17 protein-coding genes are annotated in these 19493 nt (G+C 33.6%); 16 read left to right on the top strand and 1 reads right to left on the bottom strand.

The features are described from left to right. Positions 1–93: 93 nt before the first annotated feature. The 16 genes from ACYSNW_RS00705 (at position 94) to ACYSNW_RS00630 (ending at position 19130) form a co-directional block, all read left to right on the top strand. Positions 94–531 carry a GNAT family N-acetyltransferase gene (locus ACYSNW_RS00705; protein WP_461742364.1) on the top strand — a complete coding sequence of 146 codons (438 nt, stop codon included), beginning with the start codon at positions 94–96 and terminating at the stop codon, positions 529–531. Positions 532–888: 357 nt separating this feature from the next. After that, positions 889–1164: a hypothetical protein gene (locus tag ACYSNW_RS00700; protein WP_461742363.1), complete on the top strand. Its 276-nt coding sequence runs from the start codon at positions 889–891 to the stop codon at positions 1162–1164. Positions 1165–1398: 234 nt separating this feature from the next. Next, positions 1399–2184, top strand: a complete 786-nt coding sequence (locus ACYSNW_RS00695) for a threonine/serine exporter family protein (RefSeq protein ID WP_461742362.1) — start codon at positions 1399–1401, stop codon at positions 2182–2184. Positions 2185–2199: 15 nt separating this feature from the next. After that, positions 2200–2640, top strand: coding sequence for a threonine/serine exporter family protein (locus ACYSNW_RS00690; RefSeq protein WP_461742360.1), 441 nt, complete (start codon positions 2200–2202; stop codon positions 2638–2640). Positions 2641–3737: 1097 nt separating this feature from the next. Next, positions 3738–4565, top strand: coding sequence for a DUF975 family protein (locus ACYSNW_RS00685; RefSeq protein WP_461742358.1), 828 nt, complete (start codon positions 3738–3740; stop codon positions 4563–4565). 241 nt (positions 4566–4806) lie between these two features. Next, complete coding sequence (locus ACYSNW_RS00680; protein ID WP_461742356.1) at positions 4807–5697, top strand: AraC family transcriptional regulator; 891 nt, start codon at positions 4807–4809, stop codon at positions 5695–5697. A 552-nt stretch (positions 5698–6249) separates the two neighbouring features. Further along, on the top strand, positions 6250–7329 hold the full coding sequence (locus ACYSNW_RS00675) for a Gfo/Idh/MocA family protein (RefSeq protein WP_461742355.1): 1080 nt from the start codon (positions 6250–6252) through the stop codon (positions 7327–7329). A gap of 16 nt (positions 7330–7345) precedes the next feature. After that, positions 7346–8104, top strand: a complete 759-nt coding sequence (locus ACYSNW_RS00670) for a sugar phosphate isomerase/epimerase family protein (protein WP_461742354.1) — start codon at positions 7346–7348, stop codon at positions 8102–8104. Further along, positions 8101–8838 (top strand): ThuA domain-containing protein, encoded by a 738-nt coding sequence (locus tag ACYSNW_RS00665; RefSeq protein ID WP_461742353.1) that lies wholly within the window; start codon positions 8101–8103, stop codon positions 8836–8838. The genes ACYSNW_RS00670 and ACYSNW_RS00665 overlap by 4 nt, the downstream gene beginning before the upstream one ends. A 2-nt stretch (positions 8839–8840) precedes the next feature. After that, positions 8841–9809: a sugar phosphate isomerase/epimerase family protein gene (locus ACYSNW_RS00660; RefSeq protein ID WP_461742352.1), complete on the top strand. Its 969-nt coding sequence runs from the start codon at positions 8841–8843 to the stop codon at positions 9807–9809. A gap of 52 nt (positions 9810–9861) precedes the next feature. Further along, the gene (locus ACYSNW_RS00655; RefSeq protein ID WP_461742350.1) at positions 9862–10896 is read left to right on the top strand and encodes a Gfo/Idh/MocA family protein; all 1035 of its coding nucleotides are present in this window, start codon (positions 9862–9864) and stop codon (positions 10894–10896) included. Positions 10897–11088: 192 nt separating this feature from the next. After that, the gene (locus ACYSNW_RS00650) at positions 11089–12864 is read left to right on the top strand and encodes an LTA synthase family protein (protein WP_461742984.1); all 1776 of its coding nucleotides are present in this window, start codon (positions 11089–11091) and stop codon (positions 12862–12864) included. Between the two features lie 3 nt (positions 12865–12867). Then, on the top strand, positions 12868–13608 hold the full coding sequence (locus ACYSNW_RS00645) for a tRNA lysidine(34) synthetase (RefSeq protein WP_461742349.1): 741 nt from the start codon (positions 12868–12870) through the stop codon (positions 13606–13608). Between the two features lie 585 nt (positions 13609–14193). Next, the gene (locus tag ACYSNW_RS00640) at positions 14194–16902 is read left to right on the top strand and encodes a cation-translocating P-type ATPase (RefSeq protein ID WP_461742348.1); all 2709 of its coding nucleotides are present in this window, start codon (positions 14194–14196) and stop codon (positions 16900–16902) included. 503 nt (positions 16903–17405) lie between these two features. Next, positions 17406–18344 (top strand): class C sortase, encoded by a 939-nt coding sequence (locus tag ACYSNW_RS00635; RefSeq protein WP_461742346.1) that lies wholly within the window; start codon positions 17406–17408, stop codon positions 18342–18344. Positions 18345–18770: 426 nt separating this feature from the next. Continuing rightward, positions 18771–19130, top strand: a complete 360-nt coding sequence (locus tag ACYSNW_RS00630) for a DUF488 domain-containing protein (protein WP_461742344.1) — start codon at positions 18771–18773, stop codon at positions 19128–19130. A gap of 61 nt (positions 19131–19191) precedes the next feature. Here ACYSNW_RS00630 and ACYSNW_RS00625 read toward each other — a convergent pair whose 3' ends face one another. Continuing rightward, a complete protein-coding gene (locus ACYSNW_RS00625) occupies positions 19192–19359 on the bottom strand; it encodes a DUF3042 family protein (protein WP_461742342.1) in 168 nt (55 codons plus the stop codon). Positions 19360–19493: the final 134 nt, after the last annotated feature.

Genomic DNA, 19493 nt, shown 5'->3' with positions numbered 1-19493 from the left:
AAATACGAAAGTGGGTCTGAAGAATACGTGTAAGTAATTAGACGAAATTCTCAGGCTCTCTTTTTAAACAATTAAAAAGGACGAGATGATAGAATGATTCAATTTAGAGAAGCAAAAGAAATGGATTACATTGATTTGATTAAAATATGGCGGGATTCTGTAAGTGAAACGCATTTGTTTTTGAGTGCAGAAGATATAGATAGGATTGAAAAAGAATTACCTCATTATTTTGAAGCAGTTAAGGTATTTATTTGGTTTGAGAGTAATGTACCAAACGAGATAATTGGTTTTTCAGGAATTCATAATCAAAAACTAGAAATGCTATTTTTGAAGCCAACTTCTTTTAGAAAAGGATACGGAAAGACAATTCTTAATTGGTTAGTTGAAAATGAAGCGATTGAGTTTACTGATGTTAATAAGCAGAATTCTGATGCAGTTGCTTTTTATCTAGCTCAGGGGTTTAAAATTATTTCAGAATCGCCTACTGATGAACAAGGAAATCCATTTCCGATATTGCATTTGCGAAAATAATCATTTGAATATAAGAGTGAATTGATTAGGGAGCTTCTGAAAATCAAAGCAGCAAATATTTATATAATTTAGCTAAAACTCATTTTTCTAACATCATTATTGTGATTGAAGTGAATGGGAGTAGCTGTCTTTGAACTGCCATTTAGACAGTTTATAATTAAAAGAGGTGCTTCCAATTTTTCTTAATCGGTTTCCGCAGTACTTTAGTTAATTGATTCTCAGGATAACGCTTACAATTTTTAGCATTTAAAATTAGATGAAGCCTAATTTTTTTTTTGTTTTGCTAAAAAAAAATTTGTGTATTCTGGAATTAAGGAGTACAATTAGTAGTATAAAATATAAAACGGGGTGGGAAAAATGAGTGGAAAGCGTTTAAATTATGTTGGCGAGATACTTACAGATGTTGAGTACCATGGAGCAGGAGATCCTGATAATTTTTTAGAAGTACGTATGGACGTGGAACTCCCCTTCAAATTATATTGTCGTACAGATATTCAAGATTGGGAAGAAGTTACAGAAAACGAAAGTTTGGAACTTGTTCGTAAATATGAAGATACTAAATCGAAGTACTCTAAAAGTGATTACCGATACTATATAATGGATTTTTATTTAGCTAGTCTAGGAAGATTTTAAAGGTAATTAATAAGTAATTGATTGAAATAGTGAAAAAACTGTTGAATGAAAAATTCAATCGTTTTTTTACTATTTTTTTATTAGAAAAGGAAACGAAGAGCAGTTTAAAAAAATCAGATTTACTTTGTTATTGTTTTATTAATCGATAGTTATTGTAGTATACTAGGAAAGAATTAGGCATGAAATGATTATAAAAATTAACGGTTATAGTTAATTTTGGAGGTTATTGATAAAATGGATAACAAACAGGAAATAAGTAATGACTCACAATTAGATGAAAAACAATTTGATTCTTATATCAAAGTATTGATTTTATATGGAAAATTAATGCTTGAAAGTAACTATGGTGCTTCCGAAGTACGAAATAATTTAATTAAGATGATGTATTTTATGAAAATTAATTATTTTTCTTTTTTTATTACTACGACTAGCCTGATGTTAGTTAATCAGAGGACGAATGATGTGAAAATGATAAACGTAAAAAAAAATTCATATAATTTTGAAAAAATGGGCCATATCAAAACGAAAGTGGATGCTTTTTTTGATAAGAAGATTGATGCTGATCAACTTTATAACGAATTTAAGAAGATTGACAATCGTAGCTATGCATTCCCATTATTTATACAAGTTTTTTCGGCAGGGTTAATTTGTGGCTCAATGTACGTATTGATTGCTAAACTCTCCTTAACGGCTTTAGTATCTCTAGTATTGGGTGTTTTTGGGTACATAATTTATCTTCTTTTAGAGAAGTATATAAATATTACAATTTTTTCTGTTTTCTTGTATTCAACGTTCATTTCTTTAGTAGCCGTTTTCTTAGCAAAAGAAAATATCGCTGATGATTCTTTTTCTTTAATTCTTAGTTGTATGATGCCATTATTACCAGGAGCAACGTTTGTGAATGCAATAAGAGCAAGTATTGATGGTGATTATTTGACCGGTTTATCTCAGGCTTCAGAAGCAATCAATACTGCATTAATGCTAGGGCTGCCTGTTGCGTTTATTTTGACTAATTTATAAAGAGGGGGGATTATTGTGCTTTTGCAAGTCATTTTTAGTTTTTTGGTTAGTGGCAGTGTGGCTGTTTTAAATAGTGTACAAAAAAAATATATTATCTTATGTGGTTTATCTGGAGTTATTTCATCTGTGGTCTATCACTTAACCATTCTGCATGCAAATGCGGCATTATCAGCGTTAGTTTCCTGTGTCGTTTTGTCTATTTGCAGCCAAATATTTAGTCAATTAACGAAAGTTCCCAGTACTATTTTTACGATATCAGGGATTATGCCGATTGTTCCTGGTAGTCTGTTATTTAAAACCTTTAATTCTTTAGCGGAGAATGATTATAGCCAAGCCGTGAATTTTGGGACACAAACCATTCTAGTAGGTTTTTCAATTGCAATTGGTTTTTTTATCAATGAAACAATGACTACGACCTTAATGAATTTAAAGAATCGATTTGTTAAAAGAAGATAAATATAACTAAGTAGCGTCAGATGACGATTGATACATTCAATAAATTTATTTTAAAGTAAGATAGTAAAACATCAAACAATTAATTAAGCCCTTTTATTACATACTATGAAATAGCAAGGTTTAGAGAAATTGTTTGATGTTTTTAACGCTATCGGAGTCTTTTTTAGGAAAAGAATGGAAAATTATTTATTATTCGATTTGGTTGAGAATTGATTGGGCTATTGATGTAAGAAGGACAAATTTTTTCTCAGATGAAATCTGGTTGTGTAGAATAAAATTTGTTCAAGCAAAGTAGGAACGGACAAGTTAGTTTTTCTGAGCGGTTTTATCAGTTGAAATGATTTTTATAAAGCACTAGAAATACGATAATTTTATTAAAGTGTAAAAAAAATATAATAGAACTAGAAATTTACCGAAAAGTTAGGTACAATAGAAAATGCTAATACTTTAGTATTAGTGAGAGCAACTTGTAGAGCTAGTTTGTGCTGTCTTTGCAAGGCTTCATCGTTTGATTGCCGTTAAACGATGAAGTGCTTTTTTTATTTTTCATAGATTCCCTCCTTTATGGATTAAAAATTTGCAGAATAGAAAAAACGATATTGGCAGACTCTCCAACATCGATATCAACAGTCCAGTATATTTATCCAATGAAATTTCCAACTATTTTTTAATAGGAAAAAGCAATGGAAAAATAATACTATACTATTGGCAACTTGTAGAGCAGTTTGTGCTAACTATACAAGACTTCTTCTTAGTTGATTGCCGTCAACCAGTGAAGGGCCAAAAGATTTTTAATAACCTTTGTTATATAACGGAAGGCTATTACAGAAAAAGAGGATTAAACATATAAAATAGAGCCTGTCCAATCGGTTTCTATCCTGCTCCTTTATTATAAACAAAATAACAAGGATTCGCAATGAGAAAAAACGGTAAAAATGCGTCTTTATGCACGCATTAGGTCGTTATATAAATCCTTTTAGAGATTATTTAATTACTTTTGGTTCGATTTATTTTGATAGGTGAGTTGAATGGGTTGAGAATAAAGTAGAATGCGTATTTGTCATATAATTTATGTTGCTTGATTTATGTAAAGGGGCTTGTTTTTTCTTATTTTGAAAATCGATAAGAATAGTTATAAAGATAAAATTCAGCAATATGATTCTTGGCAAGGAAATTCGAAGCTTCATGAGGACTGGATTTATAATAAAGGCTATGATGATGGCTGGTTTGATGGCTATTACGAATACGAGGAGGATTATCAGACAGACGGAAACTGGGAAGAAGATATATTTGATGATAACGGCAAACAAAATTTAAGCTCATTAAGCGCACTTTCAATACATGAAAATGCAGAGGAAAAAGTTGCTACAGGCAATCCAGCTACCAATACTACTACGTTTCCTTTAATCCCCTATTTGATTTTAGGAGTAGGGATTCATTTTCTTATTCGTTTTTATAATGGATTTATGCAATGGTTGGCGTTAGATATGATTTTAGAAAGAGAATTCACACTCAGAAAGACTGCTGAAAACTTCTTTAAGGTGAATGGGAAAAAGATGCTTAAAGCTAATTTATTAATGAGTTTGTATACGTTCTTTTGGCTGTTACTTTTACTTATTCCAGGAATTGTAAAAGCACTTTCTTATAGTATGACAAATTATTTATTGAAAAGAAATGCTAAGTTATCGTCTAGTGAAGCGATGCGGATCAGTTCAGATTTAATGAATGGGTACAAAGCAGAGTATTTAATTTTTGTTAGTTCATTTATTTTTTGGAAAATATTGAATATTACTACGTTGGGAGTAAGTAATATTTATGTTGCTCCTTATTACAATACAGCAAAAGTTCTTTTCTTTGATCAAATCATGGAGGAAACAGGGAATTCTTTTGAAGCAAAAAAAGAAACCTTGCTGATTATCACTTAAACTGTTCTAAAAATTATCCATAATGCGATTGATTAACAGCTATGAACAGCTAAATTTTTTTGAACGCTTTCCTATTAAATTATAAGTGGGTAAAGAAAGCGCGTAGTATGAATAGTTGTATTTTCAGTTGATTCATGGTTCAATTGATTAAACCGTTTGCATTGAAACAGCGGAAGTAATCAATGACTATCAGAAAACGAGTCAGAAGTTATGATTTTAAATAGATATATTGGAGGAAAAAATGAGTCTTTATTTAGAAATCCCGGATTTGGATAAAAAAATGCCTTTTCGTGCCTTTATTAATGATGGGATGACCATTGTCTATCCTCATTGGCATAAGGAAGTTGAAGTGATTTATTCAAAGCGGGGAACGGTTAACATCGGTGTTGGTGAAGAAATCGTGCATGTCGCGGAAGGAGAAATCTATTTTTTTGCCAGTGGTGAACCTCATTATTTTTTAGCTTCACCTGAAAGTGAACGAATCGTTTATCAATTTGATTTACAGTTATTTGATGAAAAAAAATTGAAAATCGCAAATGAACCTTCACTTACTGAGCTTTTTGAAAAAGGGGAAAAGCATAGTTTGAAGTGGTCACAAGATTTGGCTGAAAAAGTTCAAGCAAATCTTTTAGCATTGTTTTCAGAGTCTGAAAGCCAAGAAGTGGGAAAAAATTATGCCATTTATCATTACCTTTTTCAATTAGTTCTTTTATTTTATCGAGAACTGCCTGAGTCAAATAGGATTGTTAAAAAAGGTGGTAAAGCCTCAACAATCAAATATAAAGAAACACTTGAACGATTGGATCAGATTTTTTCTTATGTAGAAAATCATTATGTTGAATCAATTACTTTAGATGATGTCGCTAAAGAAGTTGGATTTAGTCCTTATTATTTTACGCGCTTTTTTAAAAATAATACGGGAATGACATTTATGGGATTTCTAAATGAATATCGGATCAATCAAGCAAAATTCATTTTAGCTAGTGAAAAAGTACCAATGGTTGATGTGGCAGAAAGATCAGGTTTTTCTAGTGTTAAAACGTTTCATCATGTGTTTAAACAAGAAGTCGGACTTTCTCCTTTGAAATATCAAAAGCAAGTAGCAGTAGAAGAAACAGGTCAATTGTCATAATTTAGCTAGAGAATCTAACGTTAGAATATAAGTGGGTGAGAAAAAAGTAAAGAACACTTTTGTTTTATGTCCTAAAAACGAATAAACGGCAGAAAACAATCAGAATCTCGGCAAGTTCTTCTCCATCATTCATTGCAAAAAGCGCAATAACTGCTGGTTCGTCCAATTGCTCGATTCTAAACGATTGTTTTATGACCTTGATAAACGGTGGGAGCAGAAGCAACTCTTACGGAAATAAGCGACAAATCACAAAAATTTGAAAAATAATTTTCGTGATTTGTCGCTTATTTTTTGGAGTTAAACACTTCTGTCCCAACCTCTTTTTTGTTGCGAATCATTTCTCAACAATGATTTAACACAACTAGTTCTTTTTGTTACTTCTATTTTTCTTTTACTAGTTTTTCAATTTAAAAACGCAATATCTGGGAATTTTTGGTGGTGAAATTAGGAAGAAAGCCCTTTATTTTTTTTGTATAGTAGTAGATAAGATGTGGAACCGCTTTTTTAGGGGGAAACAAAAAAATAAAGAATAGAAGTTGGAGGATTTATTTAATGGTCTTAAAAGTTGGAATTATTGGTTGTGGTGGAATTGCAAACGGAAAACATTTACCTGCTTTGGCACAAGTAAAAGGAATTGAAATGGTTGCTTTTTGTGATTTAGTGATTGAAAGAGCGGAAGAAGCAAGCGAAAAATATGGTGTTGATTCGGCGCAAGTATTTACTGATTACAAAGAAATGTTGAAAAATAGTGACTTAGATGTGGTTCATGTTTGTACACCAAATAGTTCTCATGCAGAATTATCAATCGCTGCGATGGAAGCGGGTTGTCATGTCATGTGTGAAAAACCAATGGCGAAAACGTCTGAAGAAGCGAAAGAAATGATTGCGGCAGCTAAGAAAACCGGCAAAAAATTAACGATTGGTTATCAAAACCGTTTCCGCACGGATTCAAGTTATTTACATGAAGTTTGTCAAGAAGGCGAACTTGGTGATATCTATTTTGCCAAAGCTCATGCCATTCGTCGTCGTGCAGTACCAACTTGGGGTGTTTTCCTTGATGAAGAAGCACAAGGTGGCGGACCATTGATTGATATTGGTACACATGCATTAGATTTGACGCTATGGATGATGGATAATTACAAACCAAAATATGTTGTTGGTAAAACATATCACGAATTATCTAAAACTGAAAATGCAGCAAATGCTTGGGGTTCTTGGGATCCAAAAGAATTTAGAGTGGAAGATTCAGCTTTTGGTTATGTTGTAATGGAAAATGGCGCATCAATTTTCTTAGAATCTAGTTGGGCGTTGAATAGTTTAGATGTAAAAGAAGCAAAAACAAGTCTTTTTGGTAATAAAGGCGGAGCAGATATGAACGATGGACTGACCATTAATGGCGAAGATCATAGCTTACTTTATGAAAAGAAAATCGAATTAGAAACTGGTGGTGTTGATTTTTATGATGGAGCTGGTGCAAGTCCTGAAGTATTAGAAGCACAATCTTGGATTGATGCAATTTTAAATGATACAGATCCTGTTGTTTTACCAGAACAAGCACTAGTTGTGACAGAAATTTTAGAAGCTATTTATGAGTCTTCAAAAACAAACCAACCAGTATTTTTAAATCAATAATAGAGGAGTAACCATGATGAAAGCAAATATAGCATTACAGTTATGGAGTATCCAAGACATGATGCGTCAAGATTTTTGGGGTACTTTAGAACAAGTCAAAGATATGGGCTATGATGGCGTTGAATTTGCCGGCTATGAAGGAGCTCAAGCGGAAGAACTTGCTGATTTTTTAAAGAAAATCGACTTAAAAGTAGCTGGTTCACATATTGGTTATGAAGAGTTAGAAAATCGTTTAGAGGAAGTCATCGCTTTTGAAAAAATAATTGGTAATCAGCGAATTATTTGTCCGTATGCAAGTTTTGAGACATTAGAAGAATGGCAAGCATTTTTTGGAAAAATGGCGGTTGTCCAAAAAAGATTAGCTGAAGTAGGAATGACCTTGATTTATCATAATCATAGTCATGAATTTACTGAAATCCCTACCGTTAGTATATTAGATGAAATGATCCAAGCAGTGCCTGATATGCAGTTAGAAGTTGATACGTATTGGGTTCAGCATGCAGGGGAACAGGTTATTCCTTGGTTAGAAAATCACCGTGATGTGATTGCCTTACTTCATATTAAAGATATGCGTATTATCAATGATGGCGAAAAAGAAAGTACCGAGATTACAGCGGGTATTTTACCCATTCGTTCGTATGTTGAATGGGCGAAATCGGTTAAGCTTTCATGGTTAGTTGTTGAACAAGAAGCTTTTCAAGCGTTGACGCCCATGGAAAGCGCAGCTAAAAATGTTCAAGCGTTACGCACTATCGTTGAGGAGGTTTACGCATGATTCAAGTTACTGTTTGGAATGAATACCGTCATGAAAAAACCGACCAAGCTGTTCGAGATGTTTACCCAGAAGGGATTCATGAACAAATTGCTAGTTTTCTAAGAGAAGATGAGTTTTCCGTTCGTACTGCAACATTGGACGAACGAGAGCATGGATTGACTACCGAAGTGTTAGAAGAAACGGATGTATTGATTTGGTGGGGCCATGTTGCACATCAAGAAGTTTCAGATGAAGTTGTGGATCGTGTTCACCAACGTGTGTTACAAGGCATGGGGCTAGTGGTTCTTCATTCAGGTCATATGTCAAAAATCTTTATGAAGCTGATGGGCACATCATGTGATTTAAAATGGCGTGAAGCAGAAGAAAATTGTCGAATTTGGTCTGTTAATCCTAGTCATCAAATCGTTGAAGGAATCGGCGAATATATTGAACTAGAAAAAGAAGAAATGTACGGTGAACATTTTGATATTCCGGCACCAGATGAATTAATTTTTATTAGTTGGTATCCTGGCGGAGAAGTTTTCCGCAGTGGTTGTACCTATCGTCGTGGGAATGGGAAGATTTTCTATTTCCAACCAGGGCATGAAACGTATCCATCGTATTATAATAAAGATGTTCAAAAAGTGATTAAAAATGGCGTTCGTTGGTGCTATCCAACACAAAATGCTTACCCCAATTATGGTCATCATGAACCATTAGAAACACTTGATAAAGAAAACAGAGGAGGAAATTAGTTATGAAATTAGGTGTATTTACCCCACTATTCAATAATTTAAGCTTTGAAGAAATGATTGATACAGTATCAAAAGCTGGTTTAGAAACAGTTGAAATCGGTACAGGCGGTTCACCTGGTAATGCTCATTTGGATATTGATAAATTATTAGCTAGTGCCGATGATCGTAAAGAATATTTGGCTAAATTAGCTGATAAAGGATTGTCGATTAGTGCCTTAAGCTGTCACAATAATCCCATCTCACCATTGAAAGATGTTGCAACTGAAGCTGATGAACTTTTACGCAAAACAATCAAGTTAGCTTCATTGATGAACGTTCCTGTCGTTAATGGGTTCTCAGGAATTTCAGGAGGAAATCCAACTGATACACAAGTTAACTGGCCTGTATTACCTTGGCCAACTGAATACGATGATAACTACAACTATCAATGGGAACAAAAATTAATTCCTTATTGGAAAGGGATTAATACGGTAGCAGAAGATGCAGGTGTAAAAATCGGTATCGAGTTACATGGTGGGTTCTTATGTCACACTCCTTATACTATGTTGAAATTAAGAGAAGCAACAGGGGATGCCATCGGTTGTAATTTAGATCCAAGTCATTTATGGTGGCAAGGAATTGATCCAGTAGCAGCAGTGAAAATTTTAGGTGAAGCAGGCGCGATTCATCACTTTCACGCGAAAGACACATATTTGGATCAAGATAATATCAATATGCATGGTCTAACAGATATGCAACCTTATGGCAATGTTAAAACAAGAGCTTGGACCTTCCGTTCAGTTGGTTGTGGGCATGATTTAAAAGTTTGGTCTGATATTATTAGTGCATTACGTATTTATGGCTATGATTATGTATTAAGTATTGAACATGAAGATCCAATTATGTCAATCGAAGAAGGTTTGGGACGTGCGATTACAAATCTGAAAAGTATCATGATCAAAGACAAACCAGTTGATATGTGGTGGGCGTAATTAGAAATCAGTAAAACAATATGTATTCTTTAGTTAGAAAGGAATCCTTAGAATGAAAGCAATCAACTTTGCGGTAATTGGCTACGGTGGAATGGGTTCGTACCATGTCCATACGATTATGCCAAGTGAAAGTGAACGAATCCATGTCGTTGGTACATTTGATATTTCAGCAGAACGTCAAAAAGTATCAAAAGAGCATGATCATAAAATTTATAGTTCATTAGAAGAAGTACTAACCGATGAGGCAATTGAAGCGGTTTTAATCGCTACGCCAAATGATGTGCATAAAGAATTAGCGATTCGTGCTTTACAAGCAGGTAAACATGTGGTATGTGAAAAACCTGTAACAATGAATGTTGAAGAGTTAGATGAGATTTTGGCTGTAGCGAGACAAACAGGAAAAACGTTTATGGTCCATCAAAATCGTCGTTGGGATCCAGACTTTTTGATTATTCGTGACTTGTATCAAAATAAACAAATTGGTGATTTATTTCAAATTGAGTCTCGGGTTCAAGGAGCAAATGGAATCCCAGGTGATTGGCGCCATGAATTGAAACATGGTGGCGGAATGGTTTTAGATTGGGGCGTTCATTTGCTCGATCAATTATTATTTCTTGTAGATAGTCCGGTAAAAAAAGTATCCGCTGACTTAAGTTTTATTCTTGGTGATGAAGTCGATGATGGCTTTATCAGCTATATTATCTTTGAAAATGGTTTGCGAGCAATCGTCGAAGTAGGGACAACCAACTATACGCAATTACCACGCTGGTACATTAAAGGAACAGAGGGAACAGGAACCATCAATGATTGGTCTCTTTCTGGCAAAATAGTAGGTGCAACTAATAAAGAAGTAACAGCTCCAAAACCAATCCAAGCGGGTGTTGGCTTGACAAAAACCATGGCTCCTCCTTCAGAAGAAGCGACAAAAGAGATTCCAATGCCAGAACCAAAAGCAGGATACGCACCTTTTTATCAAAACTTTTATGAAGTGGTTCGGGAAAATGCGGAACCAATCGTTAAAAATGAAGAAGTTCGTGAGGTAATGGTTCTGATTGAACGTATTTTTGCCGCAGCAAAAGAAATTTAATAATCTAAATCTTAAGTAAAGTTTCTGAAATTAAACAGGAACTTTACTTTTTTTTCGACTAAGAATACAATGAATAAGTATGTATTTTTAGTTGAGAAGGAGATTTATGTGAAACAGAAATTTGATTTTTTTAAACAAAACCGAGCTTTTTTTAAACAAAAAAAGATCAAGTATCCTCTTATTTTTATAAGTATGGCGATACTTATTCTAGTCAGTAATCTATATTTACAATGGTGTCAAAACGAATTATCACTAGATTTAGCTTTCAAATTTGCTTTCTCATGGCATACGGAAAAATTCTTTTTAGGATGCTTAGTGTTGGCCGTATTTCTCTTGTTTTTATGTAGTCTAGGTGGATCTTTTCTTTTTGGTTCATTAGTTTATGCAGTATCAATTGCTGTTTTAGGCTTGGCTGATTATTTAAAAATGTATTATCGGACAGAACCGATTTATCCAGATGATTTAAAAATGATTACAGAGTTTGATCTATTAAGAGAGATGGTTGGTACAGGTCCATTTATTGCAATACTATTAATTTCATTTGTTGTTTTGTTCTTTTTTGGACGCGCAATTTATAAAAGTTTTTATTTATCGAAAAAAAAGCAATTTTTTCGAATTTCTGGTTTGGTGTTTACAGTAGGCATGCTATTTTACATAAGTAATTTTAATAATCCATCAAATCTATTAAGAAAAGCGTATAATCGAACGGCGTATTGGATTCCTTATAGCCAAAAAATGAATTATTATAATACTGGATTTATGGGTGGTTTTTTATTTAATTTAAAAGTAGAAGCAATGGATAAACCTGAAGGCTATTCTAAAGAAGCGGTTGAAAAAATTACCGACAAATATAGTGAAGAAGCTGAGAAAACGAACAAAAATAAGTCAGATGAGCAACCTAATATTATCTTTGTTATGAGTGAAAGTTTCTCTAATCCTCAAAATTTAGTTGGTGTAACGGCAGATAAAGATCCATTAAAAGATTATTATGACGTAGCAGATCAAACATATAGTGGTAAAATGTTATCGCAAAACTATGGTGGCGGAACGGCTAATATTGAATTTGAAGCTTTGACAAGTTTTTCGATGGAACTAATGAATGCTCAAATGACTACACCTTATACGATGTTAGTGCCAAAAATGGAAAAAGCTCCGTCGATTGTTTCTCTACTAAATGAACAAAAATATCAAACGACAGCAATTCATCCATACAATACATCAATGTATAAGCGCAAAGATGTATATGATGTATTTGGGTTTGATCAATTTATTAGTGAAAGCACGATGAAATACACGGATAAAATTCAAAACAATCCGTATATTTCAGATGAAGCTGCGTATAAAGAAGTCATGGATTTATTAAAAGAAGACAGTCCACAATTTGTTCATTTAGTTACGATGCAAACGCATATGCCATATAGCGATAAATACACTGAAAAAGAGTACTCCTCTCAAAGTGAAGGGAACAAAGAAGCGATTGATAGCTATATGCAAGATATTGCCTATAGTAGCGAGGCATTAAAAGCGTTTATTAAGGAATTAGATCAAATTGACCGACGAACATTAGTTGTATTTTGGGGAGACCATTTGCCAAGTATTTATTCTGATGAAATCAAAAATCAAAACCAAGAAGAAACCTTGCATCAAACAGAATTTCTAATGTATGATAATAAAAATCAGTTGTCGCAAAAAGAAGATCACCAAGCGATTTTAAGTACCTTTTATTTTGCCCCTTCGTTGTTTGAACAAAGTGATTTAAAAATGACTGGTTTTTATCAATTATTGACGACTGTCGAAAAAGAGATTCCAGCATTTGAAAAGGGTCTTTATTATAAAGATGAGCAGTGGTCTAAAACATTGTCTCTAAATCAAAACCAAGAAGAACTTTATAAAGAGTATCAAATGATTCAATATGATATTTTTTCTGGTGAAAAGTACAGTTTGAAAACCGATTTTTTTAAGGAGTAGCCTATGAGTTTTAAGAAAAAAGATAATCAATTATATTACAATCCCATTCGGCGCGCGATTTTAAATCATGAAATGATTCAGCCAGGGGATAAGGTAGCCGTCGGCATGAGTGGTGGAAAAGATAGCACAAGTTTATTGTATTTTTTAGATATGATTAGTAAACAAAAGCGTTTAGGCTTTGAATTTGAAGTTGTTCCAATTTCATTGGATATGGGATTTGAGATGGATATTACGCCTTTGAAAACTTTTGTTGATTCTTTAGGTTATGATTTAGAGATTGTTCCTACTAACATTGCTAAAGTGGTTTTTGATATTAAAAAAGAACGATCGCCGTGTTCTCTTTGTGCAAAATTGAGAAGGGGAATTTTATATAATCGTGCCAAAGAATTAGGATGTAACAAAGTGGCTTTGGGACACCATTTGGATGATGCAATTGAGACTTACTTTATGAATTTCTTGTTTCATGGACAAATGGCGAGTTTTGAGCCGAAAAGTTATCTGAGTAAGACCGATATCACGTTGATTCGACCGTTACTTTATCTCAGGGAACAAGAAGTCATTCGCTTTGTAAAAAGAGAGCAATTGCCGGTTGTTTTTAATCCTTGTCCAGTCGATAAAAAAACGAAACGGGAAGAAATCAAGCACTTAGTTTCCTCTCTGGCTGAAAACTATGAAGATATTCGAGAGAAATTTATTATGGGTATGGAACAAGGAACGGCTGATAATTTTTGGACGAGAGGTTGAGAAAAAAGTGTTTAGCTCCGAGAACCAAGTAGGTACGATGCATCATTGAATCACTACGTTCTTCGTGATTTATCGCAATAAGAAGGAATTTCCGAAAAGTGTTCTTTACTTTTGTCTCACCCACGAATGAGATAAGTTTAGTCTTTCTACTAGTTAATTTATACAAGTAACTAAATAAGTTTGCCTAAAATCAAAATACTATTTGAAAATAAAGAATCAAATCGTTATAATAGAGTACATCCATTGATACGAATGGTTGTGCTCTATTTAATTATTTCAGCATTTTGTTATCATAATTCATGAGGGAGTAACTGACAGCGTAAGCTGCGGCAACATCACCAAATCCGAAAGAAATTTCTGGTGTTGTCTTAAACGGTGAGACTTATGTATGTTTTATTTAGTGAACATACAAGGGTCTATTTTTTTATTTTCTTTTTAAAGAAAGATCGTTTCCGATAAATTTGAGAGACTGAATTCTGAATTTTAGGATAAAAAGTGAAAAATAGTTATAAGGGTTAGGACATGCGTATCCCGTTTTTTTAAAGTAAAATAAGAATGGTAAGGGAGAAAAGGGAGGAGCAGGAAATGATAGACGAAAAAAAAGCACAATTGTCAGAAGCTTTTTACACACAATCAGAGCAAGAAGTGCTACAAAAAATGGATTCATCGCTTGAAGGATTATCAGAGCAAGAAGTAAAAAGTAGATTAGTGAGTTATGGGGAAAACACGTTAGATGAAGGGAAAAAGAAATCAATTTTAATAAAATTTTTGGAACAGTTCAAAGATTTTATGATTATTGTTCTTTTATTCGCTGCAGTTATTTCGGCATTATTTTCACATGATATTGTTGATTCAGTTATTATTTTAATTGTTGTTATATTGAATGCTATTTTTGGTGTAGTCCAAGAAGCGAAAGCCGAACAGGCAATTGATGCCCTAAAAGAAATGTCTTCACCAAATGCAAATGTTCGTCGAGACGGACATGTGAGTACTGTAAAAAGTGATCAATTAGTTCCAGGTGATATTGTTTTACTTGAAGCGGGCGATGTAGTGCCAGCTGATTTAAGATTGTTGGAAGCTGCGAGTTTAAAAATTGAAGAAGCGGCTCTAACTGGCGAATCTGTTCCAGTTAGTAAAGAAGCGAGTGTATTGGCTGCTGATACTGCTACTGGGATTGGTGATCGAATCAATATGGCTTATTCTAACAGTAACGTAACTTATGGACGTGGAGTCGGCGTTGTTGTTGCTACTGGGATGAATACCGAAGTTGGTAAAATTGCTGGGATGTTAGCAAACGAGCAAGAAACTGAAACGCCATTAAAGCAAAACTTAAATCAATTAGGAAAAATGTTGACGATTGCTATTTTGATTATTGCAGCAATCATGTTTGTTGTTGGGTTGATGAATGGTAGAACTTGGATTGATATGTTATTAACTTCAATCTCCTTAGCAGTAGCGGCTATTCCAGAAGGTTTGCCAGCCATTGTGACGATTATTTTAGCCTTAGGTACTCAAAAAATGGCGAAGAAAAATGCGATTGTCCGTAAATTACCAGCTGTTGAAACATTAGGAAGTACAGATATTATTTGTTCCGATAAAACAGGAACCTTGACATTGAATCAAATGACCGTTGAAGCATTGTATGTGGATAACCAAATCAAACCAGCAAATTCAGATATTTCGTTAGAAACAATGGCATTAAAAATTATGTCTTATACGAATGATACAAAGATCTCTCAGGATGGTACATTGATTGGTGATCCGACGGAAACAGCTCTGATTCAATTTGGTTTAGATCATGCGTTTAATGTTACTGAAAAAGTAGCAGCTGAACCGCGTGTGGCAGAGATTCCTTTTGATTCAGATCGAAAATTAATGACAACAATCCATCAATTAGCCAATGGAAAATTTTTAGTTTCTGTCAAAGGCGCACCCGATGAATTACTAAAACGTTGCTCACAAGTATTGATAAATGACGATGTCAAAACATTAGATACAACAGTGCAAAAAGAAATTTTAAGCAACAATACAAAGATGGCGAAACAAGCCTTACGTGTGCTAGGCATGGCTTATAAAATCATCGACACAATTCCAACAGAAGTGGATTCAGAAACTGTTGAAAATCAATTGATTTTTGCTGGATTGGTAGGAATGATTGATCCTGAACGGAAAGAAGCAGCTGAAGCTGTTAAAGTGGCTAAAGAAGCAGGAATTCGTCCAATTATGATCACAGGCGATCATCGGGATACTGCTGAAGCAATTGCTGCTCGTCTAGGTATCATTAAAGAGGGAGATAATGATGCGGTAATTACTGGGGGAGAATTGAATGAATTATCAGAGGCAGAATTTGCCAAAGTAGTTGATCATTATTCCGTTTATGCACGTGTTTCTCCTGAACATAAAGTTCGTATCGTTAAAGCTTGGCAACAAGAAGGAAAAGTCGTTGCCATGACGGGTGATGGAGTGAATGATGCGCCAGCCTTAAAAGCTGCTGATATTGGAATCGGTATGGGAATCACAGGTACCGAAGTTTCTAAAGGGGCTTCTGATATGGTGTTGGCGGATGATAACTTCTCGACCATCATCGTAGCTGTTGAAGAAGGACGAAAAGTTTTCTCAAATATTCAAAAGACCATTCAATATTTACTTTCTGCTAACTTAGGTGAAGTTTTAACACTATTTATTGCAACGATGTTTGCTTGGGATACCTTACTACCTGTTCATTTATTATGGATTAATTTAGTAACAGATACGTTTCCAGCTATCGCATTAGGAGTAGAACCAGCTGAGCGAGATGTGATGAATCATGTACCACGAGGCAAAAAATCTAATTTCTTTTCTGGTGGAGTGTTTGGAAGCGTGGTTTATCAAGGTATTGTTCAAGGTGGTTTGACATTATTTGTATATAAAATGGCGATTGAGTTTCCTGCTCATACAGCAGCAAATATGCCTGGTTTATCTGCACAAGCATTGAATGATTTACAACATGGAGATGCGTTAACCATGACTTTTGCTACATTAGGATTAATCCAATTATTCCATGCCTTTAATGTGAAATCTATTTATCAATCAATTTTCAAAGTTGGTTTATTCCGCAACAAATCATTTAACTGGGCAATTCTAATTTCATTTGTACTTTTGGCATCAACCATTTTAATTCCTGGTTTTAATAGTTTGTTTAGCGTAACTTCACTTGATGCTTATCAATGGGGCATCGTTGTAGGAACTTCATTTGCTATTGTTCCGATTGTTGAATTGGTAAAATTCTTTCAAAGGAAAATGGGCAAAGGATAGGAAAATGAAATTGGTTCAAAAAGCGTTTAGCTCCAGGAAAGCTGCTTTTGCACCCACGTTTTATTGAACAAGAACTAAAAAATCGTAGAGCAATCATTGAAAAATGAAGACTCTGCGATTTTTTTTTGGATTTAGCTAGGAATGTTTACTATTAACGTTTTAGTTACGCTCTAAACGAGGGAATCAAACGATTGAAAGTGATTAAAAATAACAAAAGTATTTAATTAAGAAACCGTTAAATAAATATAGATTCCATGTTTTTTTCATTGTTATCAAGTAATTTAAAGATTGATGTAAAAAGTCCAACGGCTTATTCGCCTTACTATAATTAAAATGCGTTAGAGTTGTAGCTAGTGGAATCATTGATTTTTATAGTCAATGTAGTCTCTAGTGACAAGAAAAAATAAATAACGTGAGTAGACTTGAAATACATTAATTTTCCCCAATTTAGCTATTTACTTACCTAGCCCTAGCTAGAACAGAAATGAAATTAGGTGTAAGCATTGAAGCAGGAACCAAAAAAGAAACAAAAGAAAATAAGACCCACCAAGCAAAAAAATACGATGAATAAGCAGAATCTTAATAAAAATAAAAGTCGAAAAATCAAAGATAGTCTCTTTTTATTGATTACTATTACAGGGCTATTATGTTTGTTGTATCCTTTTTATACAGATTATAAATTGAATCAGTCACAAAAAGCGGAAATTCGCTCTTATCGAGTGGAGAACAAAAAAAAGTCTACTGCCGAAATTGCTGATATAGAAAAAAATAATAAAGAATTGAATGAACAGTCATCATCTGTAGAAGATCCTTTTGCAACAAGTAAATTTGATTTGAAAGAAAGCAAATTGCCTGATGTTTTTGGTATCTTAACGATTCCTAAAATAAATCTAGAAGTTCCAGTTTATCCAACGACATCAAATTTAGTCTTGGAAAAAGGGATCGGGATTTTAGAAGGAACTTCGTTGCCGACTGGTGGGGAGGGGAATCATTCTGTTTTAACTGGTCATCGAGGTTTATCATTAGGAAAAATGTTTACGGATTTACCAAAGCTTAAATTAGGTGATAAATTTTATATTGAAGTTTTAGATAAAACACTAGCCTATGAAGTTGATCAAATTGAAACCATCAAGCCAGATGATTTATCTCATTTTGATAAAGAAGAAGGCAAAGATACCGTTACTTTAGTTACTTGTACACCACTAGGGATTAATAGTCACCGTTTACTTGTTAGAGGTCAGCGAATTCCTTACGATAGCAAAGAAAAAAATGCAGAAAAAGGCTATTTCTGGACCCTACAACATATTTTGATGGTAGTTCTATTAGGACTCTTTTTGCTTGTCGCTAGTTTTATTATTTGGCGAAATGTAAAGAAAAAGAAGGTCCGAAAACGAAAGAACAAGAAAAAGTTAAAGAAAAAGAAGCAAAAAATTGTTGAGTAAAAATTGGTATTTAGTTTAGAGGTTTTCTAAAAATAATTGAGTTAATAAAACTATAAAAAATATTCAGACATACCCTGAATAAACGAAATAGACGAGTAGACTAAAGTGGTTAGCATCAGCATCTAAGTATGCATGTTTCATCATCGAAGGACGGTATTTTTCATGATTTATTGCTATATGAAGCAATTTCCGAAGCATTTCTTTCCCTAGAACATAAAACAATCGCTTAAAATCGAGCAATTGAACGAATCCTCATTTATTGCAAGCGATGCAATGAATGGAAAGGAGAAAATTGCTGAGATTCTAAGTGATTGTTTTTTATTTTGTCTTCCGCGCTTTAGAAGGTAAAATTTTTAGAATCTCAATCTATTTTATTTGAATGTTTTGATTTAGCTGAGATAAACTATAAAATAAGAGGTGAGAGGAATGATACAAATAAAAAGAGCATATGAACCCCAAGAAGTTAGTGACGGATATCGTGTTTTAGTGGATCGACTTTGGCCTAGAGGTGAATCAAAAGTAAAAGAGCAACTTGATTGTTGGCTAAAAGAGATTGCTCCTAGTGATGAATTGCGTAAGTGGTTTGGTCATGAGCCAGAAAAATTTCCTGAATTTAGAAAAAAATATATTGAAGAACTAAAAAATAATCAAGAAGCGATTAGCCAATTAATGAAAATAGTCGCAACACATAAAATAGTAACGTTGGTTTATGCTGCGAAAAATCAACAAGATAACAATGCAGTCGTTTTAAAAGAATTTATGGAAACACAAGAATCGTTTAATTAAAATATAAAAAAGAAGCTATTTCACAAAATACTGAGAAATAGCTTCTTTTTTATTGCTTGAATTAACGAGCAATACGTTTACGCATCGCTTTTTTACGATTTTGATCAATCATATCTTCTTTTTCCTCAATTGGATCGATAACTGTTTTCTTAATAGTTGCAGCTAAACCAACGACTGCAGCTGAAGTAATCGCAGTCCCTACTAATAATCCTGATACAAATTTTTTCATATAAATTCTTCCTTTCTTTTCTAACTACTTTGTATTCATTATGAACTAAAATGAAATAAAAAGCCAATGTATTCCACTTTTTTTTAAATATGATAGACATTTATAAGTGAATGTCTGAATGAGTATTTACTATT

The sequence above is a fragment of the Enterococcus sp. LJL99 genome (genome assembly GCF_054871725.1).
The sequence above is the reverse complement of the archived record's forward strand: the minus strand, read 5'-3'. Positions and strand labels throughout refer to the sequence as shown.